This is a genomic window from Streptomyces sp. JLBJ103 (genome assembly GCF_058215575.1).
Genome location: NZ_CM177089.1, coordinates 2,882,791 through 2,902,262, shown reverse-complemented (window position 1 = coordinate 2,902,262; position 19,472 = coordinate 2,882,791). Strand labels below are relative to the sequence as shown.

23 protein-coding genes are annotated in these 19,472 nt (G+C 71.9%); 8 read left to right on the top strand and 15 right to left on the bottom strand.

What is annotated here, in order from left to right; all coding sequences use genetic code 11:
• Positions 1-47 precede the first annotated feature (47 nt).
• The 8 genes from AC4BEG_RS12465 to AC4BEG_RS12430 are packed head-to-tail and all read right to left on the bottom strand — an operon-like array spanning position 48 to position 3,533.
• A complete protein-coding gene (locus AC4BEG_RS12465) occupies positions 48-326 on the bottom strand; it encodes a gas vesicle protein K (RefSeq protein WP_490707071.1) in 279 nt (92 codons plus the stop codon).
• Positions 323-547, bottom strand: a complete 225-nt coding sequence (locus AC4BEG_RS12460) for a gas vesicle protein (RefSeq protein WP_490705957.1) — start codon at positions 545-547, stop codon at positions 323-325. Before AC4BEG_RS12460 ends, AC4BEG_RS12465 begins: the two co-directional genes overlap by 4 nt.
• Positions 544-1,338, bottom strand: a complete 795-nt coding sequence (locus AC4BEG_RS12455; RefSeq protein ID WP_490705956.1) for a GvpL/GvpF family gas vesicle protein — start codon at positions 1,336-1,338, stop codon at positions 544-546. Before AC4BEG_RS12455 ends, AC4BEG_RS12460 begins: the two co-directional genes overlap by 4 nt.
• Positions 1,335-1,676, bottom strand: a complete 342-nt coding sequence (locus AC4BEG_RS12450; RefSeq protein ID WP_490705955.1) for a gas vesicle protein — start codon at positions 1,674-1,676, stop codon at positions 1,335-1,337. Before AC4BEG_RS12450 ends, AC4BEG_RS12455 begins: the two co-directional genes overlap by 4 nt.
• On the bottom strand, positions 1,673-1,930 hold the full coding sequence (locus AC4BEG_RS12445; RefSeq protein ID WP_490705954.1) for a gas vesicle protein GvpG: 258 nt from the start codon (positions 1,928-1,930) through the stop codon (positions 1,673-1,675). Before AC4BEG_RS12445 ends, AC4BEG_RS12450 begins: the two co-directional genes overlap by 4 nt.
• Positions 1,918-2,679, bottom strand: coding sequence for a GvpL/GvpF family gas vesicle protein (locus AC4BEG_RS12440; RefSeq protein WP_490705953.1), 762 nt, complete (start codon positions 2,677-2,679; stop codon positions 1,918-1,920). Before AC4BEG_RS12440 ends, AC4BEG_RS12445 begins: the two co-directional genes overlap by 13 nt.
• 3 nt (positions 2,680-2,682) lie before the next feature.
• On the bottom strand, positions 2,683-3,165 hold the full coding sequence (gvpJ, locus tag AC4BEG_RS12435) for a gas vesicle protein GvpJ (RefSeq protein WP_490705952.1): 483 nt from the start codon (positions 3,163-3,165) through the stop codon (positions 2,683-2,685).
• A 38-nt stretch (positions 3,166-3,203) separates the two neighbouring features.
• Positions 3,204-3,533 (bottom strand): gas vesicle protein GvpO, encoded by a 330-nt coding sequence (locus AC4BEG_RS12430; protein WP_490705951.1) that lies wholly within the window; start codon positions 3,531-3,533, stop codon positions 3,204-3,206.
• A gap of 196 nt (positions 3,534-3,729) precedes the next feature.
• On the opposite strand from AC4BEG_RS12430, the gene mfd reads away from it, so the two are divergent.
• The 3 genes from mfd (at position 3,730) to AC4BEG_RS12415 (ending at position 8,564) form a co-directional block, all read left to right on the top strand.
• Positions 3,730-7,266, top strand: coding sequence for a transcription-repair coupling factor (gene mfd / locus AC4BEG_RS12425; RefSeq protein WP_490705950.1), 3,537 nt, complete (start codon positions 3,730-3,732; stop codon positions 7,264-7,266).
• Positions 7,267-7,565: 299 nt separating this feature from the next.
• Entirely contained in the window at positions 7,566-8,078 is a 513-nt protein-coding gene (locus tag AC4BEG_RS12420; protein WP_490705949.1) for a hypothetical protein, read from the top strand.
• 138 nt (positions 8,079-8,216) lie between these two features.
• Entirely contained in the window at positions 8,217-8,564 is a 348-nt protein-coding gene (locus tag AC4BEG_RS12415) for a DUF1330 domain-containing protein (RefSeq protein WP_490705948.1), read from the top strand.
• A 69-nt stretch (positions 8,565-8,633) separates the two neighbouring features.
• Here AC4BEG_RS12415 and AC4BEG_RS12410 read toward each other — a convergent pair whose 3' ends face one another.
• A complete protein-coding gene (locus AC4BEG_RS12410; RefSeq protein ID WP_490705947.1) occupies positions 8,634-9,227 on the bottom strand; it encodes a hypothetical protein in 594 nt (197 codons plus the stop codon).
• 371 nt (positions 9,228-9,598) lie between these two features.
• On the opposite strand from AC4BEG_RS12410, the gene AC4BEG_RS12405 reads away from it, so the two are divergent.
• A complete protein-coding gene (locus tag AC4BEG_RS12405; protein ID WP_490705946.1) occupies positions 9,599-10,138 on the top strand; it encodes a helix-turn-helix domain-containing protein in 540 nt (179 codons plus the stop codon).
• 50 nt (positions 10,139-10,188) lie between these two features.
• Here AC4BEG_RS12405 and AC4BEG_RS12400 read toward each other — a convergent pair whose 3' ends face one another.
• The 5 genes from AC4BEG_RS12400 to AC4BEG_RS12380 form a co-directional block, all read right to left on the bottom strand.
• Positions 10,189-10,803, bottom strand: a complete 615-nt coding sequence (locus tag AC4BEG_RS12400) for a ClpP family protease (protein WP_490705945.1) — start codon at positions 10,801-10,803, stop codon at positions 10,189-10,191.
• A gap of 1 nt (position 10,804) precedes the next feature.
• Positions 10,805-11,458 (bottom strand): ClpP family protease, encoded by a 654-nt coding sequence (locus tag AC4BEG_RS12395; RefSeq protein ID WP_490705944.1) that lies wholly within the window; start codon positions 11,456-11,458, stop codon positions 10,805-10,807.
• A gap of 180 nt (positions 11,459-11,638) precedes the next feature.
• Positions 11,639-12,550, bottom strand: a complete 912-nt coding sequence (locus tag AC4BEG_RS12390; protein WP_490705943.1) for a phosphorothioated DNA-binding restriction endonuclease — start codon at positions 12,548-12,550, stop codon at positions 11,639-11,641.
• Between the two features lie 74 nt (positions 12,551-12,624).
• Positions 12,625-13,071 (bottom strand): hypothetical protein, encoded by a 447-nt coding sequence (locus AC4BEG_RS12385; protein ID WP_490705942.1) that lies wholly within the window; start codon positions 13,069-13,071, stop codon positions 12,625-12,627.
• 35 nt (positions 13,072-13,106) lie between these two features.
• Positions 13,107-14,240 carry a substrate-binding domain-containing protein gene (locus AC4BEG_RS12380; protein WP_490705941.1) on the bottom strand — a complete coding sequence of 378 codons (1,134 nt, stop codon included), beginning with the start codon at positions 14,238-14,240 and terminating at the stop codon, positions 13,107-13,109.
• Between the two features lie 437 nt (positions 14,241-14,677).
• On the opposite strand from AC4BEG_RS12380, the gene AC4BEG_RS12375 reads away from it, so the two are divergent.
• Genes AC4BEG_RS12375 through AC4BEG_RS12360 form a run of 4 tightly spaced genes read left to right on the top strand, consistent with a single transcriptional unit; the run spans position 14,678 to position 18,660 of the window.
• On the top strand, positions 14,678-17,128 hold the full coding sequence (locus AC4BEG_RS12375) for an ATP-binding protein (protein ID WP_490705940.1): 2,451 nt from the start codon (positions 14,678-14,680) through the stop codon (positions 17,126-17,128).
• A complete protein-coding gene (locus AC4BEG_RS12370) occupies positions 17,112-17,582 on the top strand; it encodes a roadblock/LC7 domain-containing protein (RefSeq protein WP_201876465.1) in 471 nt (156 codons plus the stop codon). The genes AC4BEG_RS12375 and AC4BEG_RS12370 overlap by 17 nt, the downstream gene beginning before the upstream one ends.
• Positions 17,583-17,636: 54 nt before the next feature.
• Positions 17,637-18,098 (top strand): DUF742 domain-containing protein, encoded by a 462-nt coding sequence (locus tag AC4BEG_RS12365; protein ID WP_490705939.1) that lies wholly within the window; start codon positions 17,637-17,639, stop codon positions 18,096-18,098.
• Positions 18,046-18,660, top strand: a complete 615-nt coding sequence (locus AC4BEG_RS12360; protein ID WP_490705938.1) for a GTP-binding protein — start codon at positions 18,046-18,048, stop codon at positions 18,658-18,660. Before AC4BEG_RS12365 ends, AC4BEG_RS12360 begins: the two co-directional genes overlap by 53 nt.
• Positions 18,661-18,864: 204 nt before the next feature.
• On the opposite strand, the gene AC4BEG_RS12355 is transcribed toward AC4BEG_RS12360, so the two are convergent.
• The gene (locus AC4BEG_RS12355) at positions 18,865-19,464 is read right to left on the bottom strand and encodes a TetR/AcrR family transcriptional regulator (RefSeq protein ID WP_490705937.1); all 600 of its coding nucleotides are present in this window, start codon (positions 19,462-19,464) and stop codon (positions 18,865-18,867) included.
• Positions 19,465-19,472 lie beyond the last annotated feature (8 nt).

The window sequence follows — 19,472 nt, the reverse complement described above, 5'->3', positions numbered from 1 at the left end:
CCGGTCCGCCGACGGGGGAGCGGACCGGCGCACGCCCGGGGCGGGATTCAGTCCCGGGGGAGCAGGGTGCCGAGCGGGCCGAGGTCGAGATTGAGGTCCTCCGGTTCCAGACCGTGCTGTTCGCGCAGCTCCGCCATCCGCCGGTCCAGCAGCATCAAGGTGGTGCCGATCCGTTCCACCTGCTCATCGGTGAGATCGCCCGCGTCGATCCGGCGCAGCGCCTGGCGTTCCATCAGCTGCCGCAGGAGCTCCACGATGGTGAGGACGAGCGCCACCAGATCGCGGCCCATCGCCTCCTGGTCGATATCGACCCGGGCGCCGGTCACAGCGGGCCCGAGTCGGTCCACGGCGCGGCGACACGCTCGTTGACCGAGGACAGCAGGGCGTGCAGGGACAGCCGTACGAGGGGCACCTCGGCGATGGCGATCACCAGGTCACCGCTGACCACCACCCCGGTGGCCAGCACCCGGTCCAGCAGATCCACCAGCGGTACCCCGATGGGCCCATAGGTCTCGGCGGGGGCCGAACCCCAGGCGGCGACGGTCATGGCGCGGCACCTCCGTCGGCGAAGGAGTAGGGGGCCCAGGGGCCGGACAGTTCGATCTCGACGGCCGCCTCGTCCCGGCCGAGCGAGGCGAGCGCGGCGCGCAACTGCCGCTCCCGCCCGCGGTCCATGAGATACGCCGCGTTGAGCACATGGGTGCGGCGTGGGCCCGTCACCTCGGCCCCGTGCGGGCGCAGCCGCCGCGCGGCCACCGCGAGGCCCCGCACCACGGTGTCCACCCGCTCGGCGGCTCGGAGCGCCGCGCCCTGGCGCTCCTCCCGGCCGCGCCGGCGGCTGCGGATCTGTTCCAGATAGGCGCGGCCGGTGGCCGCCGCGGCGCCCGGGGCGGACGCGGGGGTGGCGGGCCCTCCGGCGAGGGCGTAGACCTTCACCCCCCACTCGACCCGGCCGGTGATCCGGTCGAGGGCGGTGAGCAGGGAGTCCTCGCGTGCGCGCAGCGCCTCCCGGGCCCGTTCATCACCGCGGTAGAGGGTGGCCAGCGGCAGCGGAACGGTCGGTGCCGCGGCCATGGCCGCCGTGATCACCTCATGGTGGGCGCGGGCGCAGCGCTCCAGCTCGGCGCGGTCGGACAGCCGCTGCCGCAGGGCCTCTTCGGCGTAGTCGGCGGCCGGGACGTCCTGGACCACGGCGGTCAGCGGACCCATCGCGAGGGTACGGACGGGGGCGGGCGGGCCGACACCGGCCAGCCCGCCGAGCACCGCCGCCGTCCGCTCTCCGGAGGGGCGGCAGACGGCGAAGGCATAGGTGAGGGTGGTGTCCTGGACCGTCGTCATGCCGTGCTCCTGTCGGCCGCGTTGGACTCGGCGGACTCGATCGCCCGCAGCCGCTCGCGCAGCTGTGCGTTCTCCGCGGCCAGGGCGTCGTGCGCGGCGCGGGAGGACAGCGCGGGGTCGGTCTCCCACCAGTCGATCCCCGCCTTGCGGGCGGTGTCGACGGACGAGACGAACAACCGCAGCCGGATGGTGAGCAGTTCGATGTCCAGCAGGTCGATCTTGATGTCCCCGGCGATCACAATGCCCTTGTCCAGGACGCGTTCCAGGATGTCGGCGAGGTTGGAGGTGGTCGGACCGGTGGGTTCCGGCCGCTCCCATCTCGTGTCGAGCTCGGTCACGGCCGCCTCGCCCCCGACCGGCCGGCGGAGTCCGGCCGCTCCAGCAGATCCAGCAGCCGGTCCTCCTCACGTTCGAACTCCTCGGGGCCGATCTCCCCGCTCTCCAGCGCCTCGTTGAGCGCGGCGAGCCTGGCGCGCACCACCGCCGGATCGTTCAGCTGCCGCTCCGCGGCGTCCCGCAGCTGCTCCGCCACCCACACCACACCCCGCACCGGCGCCAGTGGCAGCAGTACCACCTCGGTCAGGACGCCCATGCGCCCTCCACAAAGCTGTAGCAGGGCAGCGGACCGGTCAGCCGCAGCTCGACCCGGGTCCCGTGCCGGGCCGCCAGCCGCCCGACGGCCTCCTCGAAGCGCCCGGTGGCGCTCCGGGGGAGGAGGAAGGACGCGTTGAGGACACAGCCGGGCACCTCGGGTCCGGCCACCCGCGCGTCCGCCAGGGCGGACAGCTCGGCCACCACCCCGGACGCCACGGCGGCGGCCCGGCGGGTCAGCCCGCGCGCCACGGCCTCACCGAGCCGGATGCTCGCCTCGTAGCCCGGGGCGCCGCGGGCGGCGGCCCGGGCGCGGCCCACCTCCGGGTCCTCGCGCACCAGCGACTCCAGATCGCCCTGCGCCGGGATCGCCTTGACGTTCATCTCGACGCGGCCCTCGACGCGCCGCAGCGCGGCCAGACAGTCCTGCTGCGAGGACAGCAGCTGCCGCAGTACCGACTCCTCGTCGGGGGCGACCATCCCGAAGCGCATCGGCAGCACCGGGCCGTCCCTCCCCAGGGCCAGCGCCAGATCCTGATGGGCCAGGAGGTCGCGGCGCTTGGCACGCAGCCGGTCCGGGGCGTCGCCGACGACGGCGGCCAGCTCACCGACGGGCAGCGTACGGACGTCGCCGGGCGGCTCACCGACCCCGGTGCGGCCCGGGGGCACCCGATGACCGGCGCGGACCACGCCGTAGACGTACACACCCGCTGCGGTGCTCCCGGGCGTGGGCTGTGGTGCGGCGGCCATCGGTCAGTCCTCCTCGGAACGGCGGCGGGAACGGCTCGTGGGGCGTCTGCGGGGACGGGACTCCGCGTACGCGTGCTCGTCGTCCTCGTCGTGTTCGTCCCCGTTGTCGTGTTCGTCCTCGTCATCACCGGCGCCGACGGCCTTCTTGACCTTCTCGCCCACCGCCCCGACCGCCTTCTTGGCCTTCCGCTTCCCCACGCTCTTGGCCATGCCCCCGCCCCCGCCCCCGCCGCCGAACAGCTCGGGCACGGTCATGCTGCTGTTGTACTCCAGGTCCAGGCGGTTGCATGCCTCGGCGAAGCGCAGATAGGTGTCCACGCTGGCGACCACGATCCGGGCGTCGATCTTCAGGATCTCGATACCGACCAGGGAGACCCGGATGAAGACGTCGATCACCATGCCGCGGTCGAGGATGAGTTCCATGACGTCGTAGAGCGTGCCCGCCCGTGGGATGACGACGACCTCGTCGGTGTAGGTGGCGACCATGATTGGACCGTCCCTTCGGTTGCGCTGCGCGCTGCGGGTCAGCAGTCGTCGGCCGCGCCGCGCCGGTAGCGGCGGACCCTCCGGTACTCGCGGAGCTCGCCATGGCCGTCGAGGTTCACCTCGTACGTGGCCAGCAGGCTGGTGGTGTCGGGGATCCGGGCGACCTCCAGGACATCCACGTTCACCCGCCAGCCGTCCTCCTCCCGGCACACGGCGGAGACCCCCTCGGGCGGATGGGAGATCAGTGCGGCGAGCCGCTCGCAGGCCCGTCCGGCCGCCTCCTCGGGGCCGGTCTCCCGGGAGCGTCGGCTCGTCGGCGTGCGCCGGCCCGGCTCCTTGGTGGTCGTACGGCGCTCTCGCTCTGCCATGTGCAACAGTCTGGTCACACACCGTGCGCGGGCGCGCGCTGGACTGGGCCAGACGCGGGACCCGGGTCCCGCGGGTCCGCGGCGGGGGTGGACCCGGCCACCGGTGTCCGTGGGGGGTCGTACTCTGGAAGACCCCCGGCCCGTGTCACGTGTCGGGTGATTCGCGTTGTCCGCCTCCGGGATGGAATACCCCTTTATGAGCCTCACCGGTCTGCTCGACGCCGTCGTACGGGACCCCGCGCTCGCCGAGGCGGTGCGCGGCGCCGCCGACGGAAACCGCCCCCATGTCGATCTGGTCGGCCCGCCCGCCGCCAGGCCCTTCGCCGTCGCCGCGCTGGCGCGCGAGACCGGCCGCCCCGTCCTGGCGGTGACCGCCACCGGCCGCGAGGCCGAGGACCTCGCGGCCGCGCTGCGTTCGCTGCTGCCACCGGACCGGGTGGTGGAGTACCCGTCCTGGGAGACGCTGCCGCACGAGCGGCTGTCCCCGCGCTCGGACACGGTCGGCCGCCGGCTCGCCGTGCTGCGCAGGCTGGCCCACCCCCGTGCGGACGACCCGGCGGCCGGTCCGGTCTCCGTGGTGGTCGCTCCCGTCCGCTCGGTCCTCCAGCCGCAGGTCAAGGGGCTCGGCGAGCTGGAGCCGGTCAGTCTGCGGGCCGGGCAGACCGCCGATCTGGAGGAGGTCGTGGACGGGCTCGCGGCCGCCGCCTACTCCCGGGTCGAACTGGTCGAGAAGCGCGGTGAGTTCGCCGTGCGCGGTGGCATCCTGGACGTCTTCCCGCCCACCGAGGAGCATCCGCTCCGGATCGAGTTCTGGGGCGACGACGTCGAGGAGATCCGCTACTTCAAGGTCGCCGACCAGCGGTCCCTGGAGGTCGCCGAGCACGGGCTGTGGGCCCCGCCCTGCCGTGAGCTGCTGCTCACCGATGACGTACGGCAGCGGGCCGCGGCGCTGGCCGAGGACCACCCCGAGCTGGGCGAGCTGCTCGGCAAGATCGCCGAGGGGATCGCGGTCGAGGGTATGGAGTCCCTGGCCCCGGTCCTGGTCGACGAGATGGAACTGCTGCTGGACGTCGTCCCGGCGGGCAGCATGGCCGTCGTCTGCGACCCGGAGCGGGTGCGCACCCGGGCGGCCGACCTGGTGGCCACCAGTCAGGAGTTCCTCCAGGCGTCCTGGGCGGCCACGGCCGGTGGCGGAGAGGCCCCGATCGACGTCGGCGCCGCCTCGCTGTGGGGTCTGGCGGACGTCCGGGACCGGGCCCGTGAGCTGGGCATGATGTGGTGGTCGGTGAGCCCCTTCGCGGCCGACGAGGAGCTGGACGATGCCACCCTCAAGCTGGGTATGCACGCCCCGGAGAGCTACCGCGGCGACACCGCCCGCGCGCTCGCCGACACCAAGGGCTGGCTCGCCGATGGCTGGCGGGCGATCTATGTCACCGAGGCGCACGGCCCGGCCTCCCGCACCGTGGAGGTGCTCGGCGGCGAGGGGATCGCGGCCCGGCTGGAGGCGGACCTCGACGGGATCTCCCCGTCCGTGGTCCATGTGGCCTGCGGTTCGATCGACTACGGCTTCATCGACCCCGCCCTGAAGCTGGCGGTGCTCACCGAGACCGATCTGTCCGGGCAGAAGGCGGCGGGCAAGGACGGCGCCCGGATGCCCGCCCGGCGCCGCAAGACCATCGATCCGCTCACCCTGGAGGCGGGCGACTTCATCGTCCACGAGCAGCACGGCGTCGGCCGCTACATCGAGATGGTGCAGCGCACCGTCCAGGGCGCCACCCGTGAGTATCTGGTCGTGGAGTACGCCCCGGCCAAGCGCGGCCAGCCCGGCGACCGGCTCTACATCCCCACCGACCAGCTGGAGCAGATCACCAAGTACGTGGGCGGCGAGGCCCCCACCCTGCACCGGCTCGGCGGCGCCGACTGGACCAAGACCAAGGCGCGCGCCAAGAAGGCGGTCAAGGAGATCGCCGCCGATCTCATCAAGCTCTACTCGGCGCGGATGGCCGCCCCCGGCCACGCCTTCGGCGCGGACACCCCCTGGCAGCGGGAGCTGGAGGACGCCTTCCCGTACGCCGAGACCCCCGACCAGCTGACCACCATCGGCGAGGTCAAGGAGGACATGGAGAAGTCGGTTCCGATGGACCGGCTGATCTGCGGCGACGTCGGCTACGGCAAGACCGAGATCGCGGTGCGGGCGGCGTTCAAGGCGGTGCAGGACGGCAAGCAGGTCGCCGTGCTGGTGCCCACCACTCTCCTGGTCCAGCAGCACTTCGGCACCTTCGGTGACCGCTACGGCCAGTTCCCGGTGGTCGTCAAGGCACTCTCCCGCTTCCAGACCGACACCGAGGCCAAGGCGGTCCTGGAGGGGCTGCGGGACGGCTCGGTCGACATCGTCATCGGCACGCACCGGCTCTTCTCCTCCGAAACCAAGTTCAAGGACCTCGGCCTGGTCATCGTCGACGAGGAGCAGCGCTTCGGCGTCGAGCACAAGGAACAGCTGAAGAAGCTCCGGGCCAATGTGGATGTGCTGACCATGTCCGCCACCCCCATCCCGCGCACCCTGGAGATGGCGGTCACCGGCATCCGCGAGATGTCCACGATCACCACCCCGCCGGAGGAGCGCCACCCGGTGCTGACCTTCGTCGGCCCCTACGAGCAGAAGCAGATCGGCGCGGCCATCCGCCGTGAACTGCTCCGCGAGGGCCAGGTCTTCTACATCCACAACCGGGTGGAGTCCATCGACCGGGCCGCGGCCAAGCTCCGCGAGATCGTCCCCGAGGCGCGGATCGCCACCGCCCACGGCCAGATGTCGGAGAACGTGCTGGAGCAGGTGGTCGTCGACTTCTGGGAGAAGAAGTTCGACGTCCTGGTCTCCACGACCATCGTCGAGTCCGGGATCGACATCTCCAACGCCAACACCCTCATCGTCGAGCGCGGTGACAACTTCGGCCTCTCCCAGCTGCACCAGCTGCGCGGCCGGGTCGGCCGGGGCCGCGAGCGCGGCTACGCCTACTTCCTCTACCCGCCGGAGAAGCCGCTCACCGAGACCGCCCACGAGCGGCTGGCCACCATCGCCCAGCACACCGAGATGGGCGCCGGTATGTATGTCGCGATGAAGGACCTGGAGATCCGCGGCGCGGGCAATCTGCTCGGCGGCGAACAGTCCGGCCATATCGCGGGCGTCGGCTTCGACCTGTACGTACGGATGGTCGGCGAGGCCGTCGCCGACTACCGCGCGGCCCTGGAGGCGGGCGGCGGAGAGGTCGAGGAGGCCCCGCTGGAGGTCAAGATCGAGCTGCCGGTCGACGCACACGTCCCGCACGACTACGCCCCCGGCGAGCGGCTGCGGCTCCAGGCGTACCGCGCCATCGCCGCCGCCACCGGCGAGGACGACATCCGCGCGGTGCGCGAGGAGCTCACCGACCGCTACGGCAAGCTGCCCGAACCGGTGGAGAACCTGCTGCTGGTCGCCGGGCTGAGGCTGCTGGCGCGGGCCTGCGGGGTCAGCGACATCACCCTCCAGGGCTCCAACATCCGCTTCAGCCCGGTGGAGTTGCGGGAGTCGCAGGAGCTGCGGCTCAAGCGGCTCCACCCCCGTACGGTGATCAAGCCCGCCACCAAGCAGGTGCTGGTGCCCCGGCCGGCGACGGCGAGGATCGGTGGAAAGCCGCTGGTGGGGCGGGAGTTGCTGGCCTGGACCGGGGAGTTCCTCACCACGATCCTGGGGTCCTGACCACGATCCGGGGCTCCTGACCACGCGGCGGCGAAGCGGAAGCCGTCCGGGCCCTGGGCCGGCGGGGGCGGGTAGGACTGTGCCGTGCCCCGGGCCCGGACGGACAGGGGCTGCCGCCGCGCGACACCCCCGTGGCCGCGCCGCGGACCGCCCCGGCCGGTGGCGCCCGGCGGTCCGCACCGTGCCGTGGTGCCGCCGTACGAGCGGGAAGGGAGCGCCCACAGGGCCCTCGGGGAGGTTCGAGGTGGGGCGGAACGGCCCGCCGGGTCGTCGGCAGGACAGGACCTAGGATGCGGTGGGTGTCCGCCGTCATAGCAGCGATGATCAGCGCAGTGGTCGGTGTCCTCGGCACCCTCTTCGCACCACTGCTCCACCAGCGGCTCACCGTGCGCCAGCGCCTGGAGGAGGCGCGGGCCGAGGAGCGCCGACGGCGTTACGAGGACCGCCGGGCCGCGTACACGGGGATGAACCGGGCCTCCCGGCAGTTCCACACCTTACTCAAGGACGCGCTGCACCGGATCCGGGACGGTGTCTACACCGACGAGGACCGGGTCCAGGTCGAGGAGGTCCGGCGGGACTACCGGGACCGCTATGCCGAGGCGCAGATGATCGTCCCCGAGAGAGTGCTGGCCGCCTCCCGTGAGGTCAACAAGGTCCTGGCCGGCATCGACGCCGTGGCCAAGCGGATCGACCGGGGGCTCGCCCGGGACGGCGAGACCGCCGCCACCGCGCTGCTCCGGCTGAAGGACGCCGAGCCCCGGCTCTCGGAGATGCGGCGGATCATGCGGGAGGACCTGGGGATCGCCGACTGACAGCGGGGTCCGTGCGCCGTTACGCCGGAGGTAATCGACCCTGCTCCCGGGGCACGGCAGGGTGGTGGATGTCAGCGGGGGACAACCCCAGACCCCGGACCTCAGACCCCGGACCCGACCAAAAGCCCTGGAGGAGCCATGCCCGCCTACGCCCTCGCGCATCTGCGCACCGGCAGCTCGCACGCCGACGTCTTCGCGTACATGGAGCGTATCCAGGCCACCATGGACCCCTTCGGCGGCCGCTTCCTCATCCACGGGGCCGAGGTGGAGGTGGTGGAGGGCAGTTGGCCGGGGCATGTGGTGCTGCTCGAGTTCCCCGGGAAGGCCGAGGTCCGCGCGTGGTACGAGTCGCCCGCGTACCAGGAGATCCTGCCGCTGCGGACCGACCACATCCCGGGTGATCTGATCTTGGTGGACGGGGTCGGCCCGGACTACGACGCGGCGGGGACCGCCGCGAAGCTGCGGGAGTTGGCCGCCCGGAGCTGACCCGGTGGGCCCCTCCCCGGTTCAGCGGCCCACCGCGTAGCCCTGCGCGCCGTGCTGGGCAGGGCGCTGTCAGCCCGTGGGCCTGGTGCGGACGAAGCGATCGGGTTCGCCGCTGGTCCAGTTGAAGGTGAGATTCTCGCCGCCGTTGCTCACCACGGCGGTGCCGCTCGAGGTCTCCCCGGCGCAGGTGCTGGAGATGGCCATCCCGGAGTTGATGGTCCCGGAGCAGGACTTGCCGCCGTATGCCATGGTCCACGACGTACCGCTGACGTTCAGGGTCGCCAGGCCGTTCGTCCCGCTGACGGGGACGTACCAGGTGCCCTGGGCACTCGACGGACCGGCGGGGCGGGCGGGAGCGGCCGTCTTGGTGCGCGTGCGGGTGGGAGCGGGCGCCGGGGCGGCGGAGCTACGGGTGGGGCGCGGAGTGGCGCTGGTGGCGGGGCCCTTGTCGGCGCCGCCCGAACGGCTCGGACGGGGTGTGGCGCTCGCCTTGTCGTCCGCGCTGGGCGAGGAGGAGGTCTTGCCCTTGCCCGTGGTCCGATCGGCGGCCACCTTGTCCTTCTTGCCCGGCGACGCCGAGTCCTTCGCGTCGTCGCCGCAGCCGGTCAGGGTGAGCGCCAGCACCGCGACAGCGGCGGCGGCGATCGAAGTCGATTTATGCACCGAGATTCCTGTGATTCCGAGATCAAAAGAGATGAGACACGTGATCCTGGCAGCAGCGCTCACGGGAATTCCATGCTTTCCGGAAACAATCCTCCAGAACATTTCCGCTGACCTGCGGATGATTTCCGGCTTTCCGTGCCGTGCAATGCGGTGGGGTCAACGACCCGATCCCGGCGTGTTGTTGTCGGCTTCCACTCCGGAATGTCGTCCATGATGACCCGAACGGCTACCCCGCACAGGAATTCCGGATCGCGGGCGTGCCGGACCGCTGGCGGCGCACCGCACGCAACCTCCCTTCGCCGGGAGCCGATTTCGCGGGGGGCGGAACGCCACGGCCTTCCTCCCGGGCCCAACACTCCTACGCTGAGGGGGTGAGCAGCTACGCGACGAACCCAGCCCGCGTCATTCCGCTGCGTCCGGCCACCGCGCCGCCGCCGACCACCGCGCCGCGGGAGACCGCGCCTCCGGACGCGGCGCCCAGGGAGCCCCTGTGGCGCCATGTGGTCGGCGGGGTGCTGCGCCGCGAGCGCCGCGCCCAGCAGCGCACGCTCAAGGACGTGGCCGACGCGGCCCGGATCTCGATGCCGTACCTCTCGGAGCTGGAGCGCGGCCGCAAGGAGGCGTCGTCCGAGGTGCTCGCGGCCGCCGCGCACGCCCTGGGGCTCGGCCTGGCCGATGTGCTCGCCCTCGCCCATGACGAGCTGGCCCGTGCCATCGCCCCGCGCGCCCGGCGGCGGCCCCTGGGGGCGGCGGACGAGCGCACACGGGGCGACGAGGCCGAGCTCACGACGGCGGAGCCGGCCGAGGTGACCAGCACCACGGCCCTCGCCGAGCTGCGCGGCCGGCGCACCGGCGGCCACCGGGTCACGGGTACCTCCCGGTACCAGGGCGAGGTGCGGCTCGCCGCCTGAGGCGCCTGAGCCGCCTGTCGGTGCGGGTCGGCGCCGGTCGGCGCCCGTCCTCAGGCGGCGAAGGCCGCGGACACCCTCCGGCGGCTGAGCACTTGGTCGGCCAGCCCGTACGCGACCGCCTCCTGTGCCGTGAAGACCTTGTCGCGGTCCATGTCCTCGCGCAGGGTGGCGATGTCGTGCGGGGTGTGCCGGGCCAGCACCTCCTCCACCTGCGAGCGGATCCGGAGCATCTCCTTGGCCTGGAGGCTGAGATCGGAGACGGTGCCCTGGCGGCCACCGCTCGCGGGCTGCCCCAGCAGCACCCGGGCGTGCTCCAGGATGAACCGCCGCCCGGGGTCCCCTCCGGCCAGCAGCACCGCCGCCGTCGAGGCGGCCTGGCCGACGCAGAACGTGGAGATCGGCGCGGAGACGAAGGTCATCGTGTCGTAGATCGCCATGAGCGAGGTGTACGAGCCGCCGGGCGAGTTGATGTAGATCGCGATCTCCTGCTCCGAGCCGGCCGACTCGAGGTGGAGCAGCTGCGCGATGACCACATTGGCGACCCCGTCGTCGATCTCGGTGCCGAGGAAGATGATCCGCTCGGACAACAGCCGGCTGTAGATGTCGTAGGCCCGCTCGCCCTGCGTGGTGCGCTCGACCACGGTCGGAATCGTGTACTGGCTCATTTCAGATCCCCATCCGCTGTCGTGCTCCGCCCGGCCGCACATCGTCGAGGTTCTCGACGATCCGGTCGACCATGCCGTACTCCTTGGCCTGCTCCGCCGTGAACCACCGGTCGCGATCGCCGTCGCGGGAGATGGTCTCCTCGGTCTGGCCGGTGTGCGCCGCGGTGATCCGCTCGATGGCCTTCTTGGTGAACTCCAGGTTCTCGGCCTGGATCGCGATGTCGGCGGCCGTCCCGCCGATCCCGGCCGACGGCTGATGCATCATGATCCGCGCGTTGGGCAGCGCGAAGCGCTTGCCCGCCGTGCCGACGCAGAGCAGGAACTGCCCCATGCTCGCGGCGAATCCCATGGCGAGCGTCGTCACGTCGTTGGGGATCAGCTGCATGGTGTCGTAGATGGCCAGCCCGGCCGTCACCGAGCCGCCCGGACTGTTGATGTACAGGCTGATGTCGGTCCGCGGATCCTCCGCCGAGAGCAGCAGCAGCTGGGCGCACACCCGGTTCGCGGAGACATCGTCCACCTGGGTGTTGAGGACGACGATGCGCTGGGTGAGGAGCTGCGCGGCCAGATGGTCGTCGAACCGCGTCGGGGACGTATCGCCCTCCATGGCGCGGGGGTTCAGGGCCGGATCCCGGCCGGTGATGAGTGGTGACATCGGACCTCCCGTGGTCGACCGCGGCGGGTGGTGCCGCGGTGTCACCACTGTCGGCCGCCCGGTGGCCCTCCGTCAGTGTTCTTGGCCCCGAGCAGATTCGCCCACGGCAGAGCGCTTCGGACGCGGCCCCGCCGGTAGCCGCCGCGGAAGCCTCCCTGGGGTGTGCGGCCTCCGGGGACCTCAGCCGGTGGCGACGGGCCCGGCTGTCCGGGCCTCGCCCCGGAACACCTGCTCGCTGTGCCAGGCGATGTTCTCCGACGCGATCGGCTCGCTGCCGCGGCGCGGCTCTTCGACCTCGCGGCCGGCCAGTTCGAGGACCTGGTCGCGCGCCGCCCGGCCACGCCCGGTGAACCTGTCCGAGACCCTGATCCGCCGAGCGGGGTCGAGGCCCAGCACACCCCGGTCGAAGAGCCTGTGGTGCAGGGAGCACAGACACAGCGCGTTGTGCAGCGAGTTGGCGCCGCGGAAGGCCCACCACCGCACATGGGCGGCCTCCAGCCCGACGGGCACCCGGCCGATCGCCCCGTCGAACCCGCAGAACGCACAGCGGTACGCGTAGGCGCTCAGCACCTCGCGCCGCAGCTCCGCCGCCCGCCGACGGTCCCGTACCGAGACCGTCACCCGCCGCGCCTCCTCGACGTCCTCCAGGTCGAGCCGCACGGCGGCGGCGATATCGGCGTGCAGCGAGGGCGGGAAGTGGGTGTCCAGCAGCAGATGTGTCAGCCGTCCCAGCAGCAGCGGATCCGTGGCCAGCGCGGACCGCAGCTCCGGGGCCAACTGCCCGCGCGCCCCGCTCGACCGCAGTACTCCCACGGTCGATCCCGGACTGCCGTGGCCGTGGTCGGTGCGCACCTCCCACACCCCGTCACTCTCCAGGTGGTGGAACGGGTAGGAGGGCGAGGACGTGCGTGGAGGTCCGAAGTCGCGCAGCAGATCCTTGAGGTCCCGCTCGACCTCCGTATAGCGCAGGTCCTGTTCGGGCGCCTGCTGGAACCGCCCCAGGGCGTACAGCATCAGCAGCGGTTTGTGCGGAGCCCGTACCCCGTTGCCCGACCACTGCCGTAAGGTGCGCACCCGCTCGACCCAGTCCATGGCAGCGACTGTAGGCCCGGCCTCGGGGACGGAAATCGGTGGGGCCGGGCCATCACTCACCGCGTGCTGGACCGTCAGGGACGGCCGCCGGGCTCGGGCCAGGTGAAGACGAACCGACGGGCCGACTCGTCGAAGGAGACCCCGCCCGGGTGGGCGGGCAGCTCGAACTCCTCCTCGGCCCAGGCCAGAAGGGCCGCCGTCAGCCCCTCCGGCTGGAAGTGGGCCTCGTTGAACAGCACCCGCTCGACCGTGACCAGGACATACCGCCCGGCGGTCCGCGCCTCGATCGCGTCGGCCGCCAGGGCCAGCCCCGGCCGTAGCCGGGCCGCCTCGTCCGCCGTCAGCCGCAGTCCCGAACGGTCGTCCCGGGGGTGCTCGCGTACCGGGGTGGTGTCCAGCCACACCCGCTCGGAGACCCGCTCGCCATGGGATGGCGGCTCCGTGCCGAGCGCGGCGCCGGCGGTGAGGTCAATGGCGATGCCGCGGCCGGCGCGGGCTGTCCGGTACCTCGTCGTACGCAAAAGCCGCCGCGCCCCCGTGGTCGACCGTCATCGGGCTACTTGCCCCAGATCTTCCGGTACGCCTGACGGTACCCCTCGGAGTCCCACGACAGCGCGCCGCCGCTGTTGGCGGCCGTGGTGATGTGGACGGGGGCCACATAGCCGCTGGGCGAACGGCCCGCGAAGGCGCGGTTGAACTCGTCGATGATCTGCCAGCCCTGCTCGGAGAGCGGTTCGGGCACGGTCGCGGTCTGGAACTGGCTGCCGTTGATGCGCTGGAAGGCCGACGGATCGCCGTCCCCCGCACCGATGTTGTACGGGGCGCCCGCGCCGTCCTTGCCGGCGGCGCGCAGGGCGGCGGCGCTGTGCCGGAAGTACAGGTCGTTGATGGCGGCCGAGTCGGTCCACTTGTCGCCGAAGCGGGAGAGCAGGGCGCGGACCTCCCCGAGGGTGCGCCGGTTGGCCTCGGGGATGGGGATGTTCTGGTAGCTCAGCAGCTTCACATCGGAGCAGGTGGCGAGCTGCTTCTTGATGAGGTCGGACTTGTTCTTGGCGAAGGGCACGGTCGCGTCGGTGAACAGCACGACCCCGGCACGGCCGTTGGACCGGGCGATGATCCAGTCGGCGCTGATCCTCGCCACGTCCTCCACCCGGGAGGTCACATTGGTGAACAGCTTGGGTTTCACGCTGGGGCCGGGAGTGGCGGCGGCATGCCAGCCGATCACCTCGATGCCCAACGCGTTGGCCCGTTCCAGCTCGTCCGCCACGCTCTTGGGGTCGAAGCCGCCGATGACGATGCCGTCGGGCTTGAGGGCGAGAGCCCGCTTGAAGGCGGAGCGGAGAGCGGTGGGCGTGCCCTTGCCGTTGATGGTGCGGGCGTGCCAGCCGAGGATCGACGCGGCCTCCTGGACGCCCTGCGCGACACCCACGGGACCGGGATTGCTCAGCGTCTGGGGGATGTAGACCACGCTCTTGCCGCGCACTGCCTTCGGCCCGGTGGTGGGGCCCCGCCAGGGGGCGTCCACGTCCTGCGCCTTCTTGACCGCCTGCTTTGCCTTGGCGAGCGCGGTGGGGCATCCGGGCCCGGCGGAGGTCCGGTGGGACGCGGTGGCGCCGCCGGGTTCACAGCCGGTGGCGGCCACGGCCAGGAGCACGACGGACGTCAGGACCGCCTTGCGGGTGGGGTGCACGGATCTCCTCGCAGGGCACGGAGGGGCGAAAGTTGCGGACGGAACGGGCTCGGGGGGCCCGCGCATGGTAACGAACAAGCCAGTCCATGTGATGTCCTCGGGTCCCCTCCGATGGTCACCGTACGGACACCCGGCCGCTACGGGGGAACGTTTCGCCGGGCGCGAGGCGAACGGAAGGCGACCCAAACCCAATAAACCATGGACATTCGGTGGCGGTTGCCCCGCCCCGTCTTGCATGGGCGCGCGCAGACGGTAGTGTTCACCGCCGGTCGGGTCTATGGCGTGATTCCGACGGTCGCGGTCCGCCCGTGCATCGTGTTGGCGTCATGTTCCCGGCTGTCGGCGGTCGACAGCAACAACCCCTCGGCACACAACCCATCTCGGCAGCACAACCACACCTCGGTCACGGCTCAGGAGCACATCGAAGGAGGACCTGGGTGTCTGTGGACACACCGGATCACCCACGCGAACCGGACCCGTCCGGACGCGACCCGCACAGCCCGCGGTCCCGTCTGCGGACGGACGCCCTCCTCGACCGATGGCCGTTCCGCCGGAAACTCAACGTCCTGGTGATCGTGCCGATCGCGGTCGTCGGCGTTCTCCTCGGCGTGGGCGTCTACGGCCAGGTGGAAGAGGCCCGGGACGCCGACCGGGTCGCCCAGCTGGTGCGGGACAGCCAACAGGTCACCCAGCTGATCAACGACGTCCAGGCCGAGCACCGGGAAGCCCTGCTGCTGGCCGTGCGGCAGGAGGCCGCCGGCCCCGGCGCCGCCCTGCCGTCCACCACGGACTACGACCGGGCGCAGCGCGTCACCGAGCACGAGGCGGACGCCGTGCGCTCCGTGTTCGGCTCCGAGCTGTCCAAGGAGGAGTCGCGCGCCCTCGGCTACGTCCAGCGCCTCAGCGTGCTGCGGGACAAGGTCGAACGGGGCTCGGTCCCCGCCGCCGAGATCGACCCCGCGTACGCCGCCGCCGTCGGCTATCTGATCGACGGCATCGGGCTCGACCGCTACACCGGCACCTCCTCCGCCTCGGTCATCGCGCTGCTCGACGCGGTGCTGCGCGCCGACGCCGCCCACGCGGCCTTCGAGGGCGGGGTGTTCTCCGCCCAGACCCGGGACGCCAACGCGATCACCGAGTACACCCGCGCGGTCGGCGCCCACCGGATCTTCGAGGAACAGTCGGAACGCTTCGCCAGGATCGCCGACCCGTCCCAGGTCCTGCGGATGGACGGAATCGAGCGGAGTTCCGAGGAGCACGGCATCGAGGACCGGTTCGCCGAGCTCCAGATCGATCCCGGCTCCCTCCAGGGCCAGTCGTCGAGCCAGCTGCACGACGCGATGACCGAGGAGACGCACCAGGCCGAGGCCCGTCTCGACATCACCCGTGCGCTCACCGACGACATCGCCGCCCGCGCCGACCACCTCTCCGACACCGCCCTGTACAAGGCACTGGGGCTGCTCGGCCTCGCCGTACTCGGCTTCGCCGTCTGGTTCGGCTTCTCCCTCCTGGTCCGCCGCTCGGTCGTACGGCCCCTGGCGGCCCTGACCGGTGCGGCCCACCAGGTGGTCAAGGTGGCGGACGAGGAACTCGCCAAGGTCGACGACGACGACGAGTCCGCGGATGCCCCGCTGCGGCCGCGGCCGATCCCCGTCCCGGTGCGCGACGAGATCGGCGATCTGGCCGAGGCGTTCAACCAGGTGCAGGTCACCGCCGCGGCGCTGCTGGAACGTCAGGTGATCAGCCGCCGTAACGTCGGCGAGATGTTCGGCAACGTCGGCCGACGGGTCAGCAACCTCACCACTCGCCAGCTGATGCTGATCGACGCCGTCGAACGCGAGGAGACCGCGCCCGACATCCTGGAACGGATGTACCGCATCGACCACATCGCGGTACGCCTCCAGCGCAATGCCGACAGCCTGATGCTGCTCGCCGGAATCCGCGAATCCGAACTGGACGCGCGGCCGACCACCCTGGCCGACGTCATCCGCGCGGCGCTCGGCCAGATCGAGGGCTACCAGCGGGTGTCCCTGCGGTCCGAGACCGAGGTCACGGTCGTCCCCGACATCATGGGCGACCTGACGCTGATGCTCGCCGAACTGCTGGAGAACGCGGTCGCGTTCTCCCCGGCCGACACCCCCATCGAGGTGGTCGTCCGGCCCGGCACCGATGTGACGGCCGACGGCGGTGCGCTGGTCGAGGTCATCGACCACGGCCTCGGTATGAGTGCGGAGCGCCTCGCCGAGGAGAACGCCCGGCTGGTGCGCCGGGAGCGGCTGGACCTGGTACCGACCAAGGTGCTCGGCCTGTTCGTGGTCGGCGGTCTGGCCCGCCGCTCGGGCATCCGGGTCACCCTGGGCCGGACACCGGGCGGCGGGGTCACGGGCACGGTGTGGCTGCCGTCGACACTGTTGCTGAGGATGGGACCGGGGGAGGAGACGGCGCCGGAGCCCACGCCGGAACGCGCGGTGGAACCCCTGCCGGAGCCGACACCGGAGCGGAGCGAGCAGCGGGTGCCGCTGCCCCCCGCGGCAACCACCGCGGCGACGACGGACTCCGGCCTCCCGAAGCGCGTCCCAGCCCGTACGAACGAGCCGGAGCCGGTGCCCACTCCGTCGGCCGCCTCCGCCGTCCGTCCACTGCGGCGCCGGGTACGGGGCGCGACGCTCGACAAGACCGCCGCACCGGCCGCCAGGGCGGTGGCGGCCGTACGTCCGGACGCCGACGCCGACGAGGTCCGCTCCGAACTCGACGAGTTCGAGGCGGCCGTACGCCGGGCGGAGCGGGATGCCGAACAGGACGGCCCCCCGGCGGACCAACACGCCCCCACACCTCCCTCGACACATCAGCTTTTCCGGAAGGAGTCGGGCAGTGAACACGCCGACTGATAACACCGGTTCGGTGGCGGACGAGTCCACTGATCTGCGAGCCGCCGCGGCGGACTTCACCTGGCTGCTCGACCGCTTCGCCACCCAGACCGCGGGTGTGGTCGACGCCATCGCGGTGTCCTCCGACGGTCTGCTGATCGCCGTCTCCCAACTGCGTGAGCAGGCCGACTCCGAGCGGCTCGCCGCGATCGTCTCCGGCGTGACGAGCCTTGCCGCCGGTGCGTCCGGCAACTACGGCCTCGGCGGCCTCAACAAGGTCATCATCGATCTGGAGGGCGGCCATGTGCTGGTGTCGTCCATCGGCTGCGGTGCCGTGCTCGGCGTGGTGACCTCCAAGGAGGCGAAGCTGGGCAACATCGCTTATGAGATGACCCTGTTCGCCAACCGGGCGGGAGCCGCGCTCACTCCCCAGCTCGTCCTGGAGCTGAAGAAGAGCGCGGGCGCCACCGGCTGACCCGTTCCGCGGGGCACAGGGCAAGGCAGGGCACAGGGCAAGGGAGGGGTGAAGATGGCCGCCGGTGAACCGGCACCGCACGAAGCGGAGGCGGCGGAAGCCACGGGCGCGTCGGCGGACACTCCGGTGGACGCGGTGGGCCGCGCCCCCGCCATCCGCCCCTTCCTGCTGACCGCGGGGAGGGTGTCGGGGAGCGGCACCGCTCCACCGCTCCCGGTCGAGACCCAGATCGTGACGACGCCGGAGGGGCTGACGGCCCTGCGGTCGCTGACCTTCGAACGCCACGACATCGTCGCCGCCTGCCGGCACCCGCAGTCGGTGGCGGAGCTGGCGGCCCGGCTGCGACTCCACCTCAACGTGGTCCGGGTCCTGGCGGACGACCTGTGCACCGCCGGATATCTGGTGGTCCACGTGCCGAACGCCAGGACAACCCAGGACATCTCCGTACTGCGAAGGGTTATCGATGGTCTCCGTGCCGTCCCCGACTCACGGGGCACACTCCGTGACAGCGGCTGAACAACCGCCCCTGCCGGTCAAGCTGGTCATCGCCGGCGGCTTCGGGGTCGGCAAGACCACGGCGGTGGGCTCGATCTCCGAGATCCGGCCGCTGACCACGGAGGCGGCCATCACGGAGGTCGCGGCGGGCGTGGACGACCTCACCCACACCCCCGGCAAGACCACCACCACGGTCGCCATGGACTTCGGCTGCATCACCATCGACCCGACCCTGAAGCTCTATTTGTTCGGCACCCCGGGCCAGGAGCGGTTCGGCTTCATGTGGGACGACGTGGTCCAGGGCGCCCTCGGCGGCCTGGTGATCGTGGACACCCGCCGCCTGGACGACTGCTACGCGGCGGTGGACTACTTCGAGCACAAGGACATCCCGTTCGCCGTCGCCGTCAATGCCTTTGACGGCGAGGTCCAGCACACGCTGGACGAGGTCCGCTGGGCCCTCGACGTCTCCGACCACACCCCCCTCGTCGTCTTCGACGCCCGCGAGACCGGCTCCGTCCGCGACGCCCTCCTGGTCGTCCTCGACGTGGCCCTCACCCGCGCCGAAGCCGCCGGACAGGGCTGAGGCCCTGTCCTGCCGATCTTCGCGGGCCCGCGACGCCTGGCACCGCGCCTCGCCGCGTTGTCGGGATCGTCCGAGTACGCCCAGTACGAGGCCGACCCTCCGCCTTGCGATCCACGGCACCAGACGCCGCGGGCTGATCCACGAAGATCGACAGGACAGGACCTAGGCCCCGCCCGCCTCAGCCCTTCGTGATCGTGAGCGCGCTCATGGCCGCGGTTCTCGTACGGCGCCGCCGATCACCGTGGTCACGACCTTGTGGACCGCTTCGGCGTCCGGCGGGGCGCCCTCGCGGTCGGCGAAGAGCAGATGTCCGGCGCCGATCAGTGTGGGGGCGAGCGTGCCGACATCGGCGTCCGGCGTGAGGCGGCCGAGATCGCGTTCGGCCGTGAGATAGGCGGCGAGCACGGTCGTGGCCTCGGTCAGGATCGGGATCCCGGTAGGCGTGGACTCGCGCAGCCGGGCGCGCAGTTCGTCCCGTGAGATGACGAGGCCGACGATGGCCACGGCGACCGACTCGAACAGCTCGGTCAGCGCGCCGGTGAGGTTGTCGGCCACGGTGCCGGTCCCGGCGGAGTCGCGCAGTGCGGTGGCCTGGTGGTCGAGCCGGGCGATGCGGTCCAGGACGAGTGCGGCGAGAAAGCCGTCGAAGTCGGCGAAGTGCCGGTGCAGAACGCCTTTGGCGCAGCCCGCCTCCGTGGTGACCGCCCGGCTGGTCAGCGCGCTCGGCCCGTCCCGGAGCAGGATCCGCTCGGCCGCGCCGAACAGCTGCTCGCGTACATCACGCATGGCCACCCCTGTTGGCACCGCGCGTC

Excerpts from the sequence above, each read along its gene's own strand:
- AC4BEG_RS12460 (WP_490705957.1), bottom strand. The coding sequence starts at position 547 with ATGACCGTCGCCGCCTGGGGTTCGGCCCCCGCCGAGACCTATGGGCCC.
- AC4BEG_RS12455 (WP_490705956.1), bottom strand. The coding sequence starts at position 1,338 with ATGACGACGGTCCAGGACACCACCCTCACCTATGCCTTCGCCGTCTGC.
- AC4BEG_RS12445 (WP_490705954.1), bottom strand. The coding sequence starts at position 1,930 with ATGGGCGTCCTGACCGAGGTGGTACTGCTGCCACTGGCGCCGGTGCGG.
- AC4BEG_RS12440 (WP_490705953.1), bottom strand. The coding sequence starts at position 2,679 with ATGGCCGCCGCACCACAGCCCACGCCCGGGAGCACCGCAGCGGGTGTG.
- gvpJ (WP_490705952.1), bottom strand. The coding sequence starts at position 3,165 with ATGGTCGCCACCTACACCGACGAGGTCGTCGTCATCCCACGGGCGGGC.
- AC4BEG_RS12430 (WP_490705951.1), bottom strand. The coding sequence starts at position 3,533 with ATGGCAGAGCGAGAGCGCCGTACGACCACCAAGGAGCCGGGCCGGCGC.
- mfd (WP_490705950.1), top strand. The coding sequence starts at position 3,730 with ATGAGCCTCACCGGTCTGCTCGACGCCGTCGTACGGGACCCCGCGCTC.
- AC4BEG_RS12415 (WP_490705948.1), top strand. The coding sequence starts at position 8,217 with ATGCCCGCCTACGCCCTCGCGCATCTGCGCACCGGCAGCTCGCACGCC.
- AC4BEG_RS12400 (WP_490705945.1), bottom strand. The coding sequence starts at position 10,803 with ATGAGCCAGTACACGATTCCGACCGTGGTCGAGCGCACCACGCAGGGC.
- AC4BEG_RS12395 (WP_490705944.1), bottom strand. The coding sequence starts at position 11,458 with ATGTCACCACTCATCACCGGCCGGGATCCGGCCCTGAACCCCCGCGCC.
- AC4BEG_RS12390 (WP_490705943.1), bottom strand. The coding sequence starts at position 12,550 with ATGGACTGGGTCGAGCGGGTGCGCACCTTACGGCAGTGGTCGGGCAAC.
- AC4BEG_RS12365 (WP_490705939.1), top strand. The coding sequence starts at position 17,637 with ATGGCCGCCGGTGAACCGGCACCGCACGAAGCGGAGGCGGCGGAAGCC.
- AC4BEG_RS12360 (WP_490705938.1), top strand. The coding sequence starts at position 18,046 with ATGGTCTCCGTGCCGTCCCCGACTCACGGGGCACACTCCGTGACAGCG.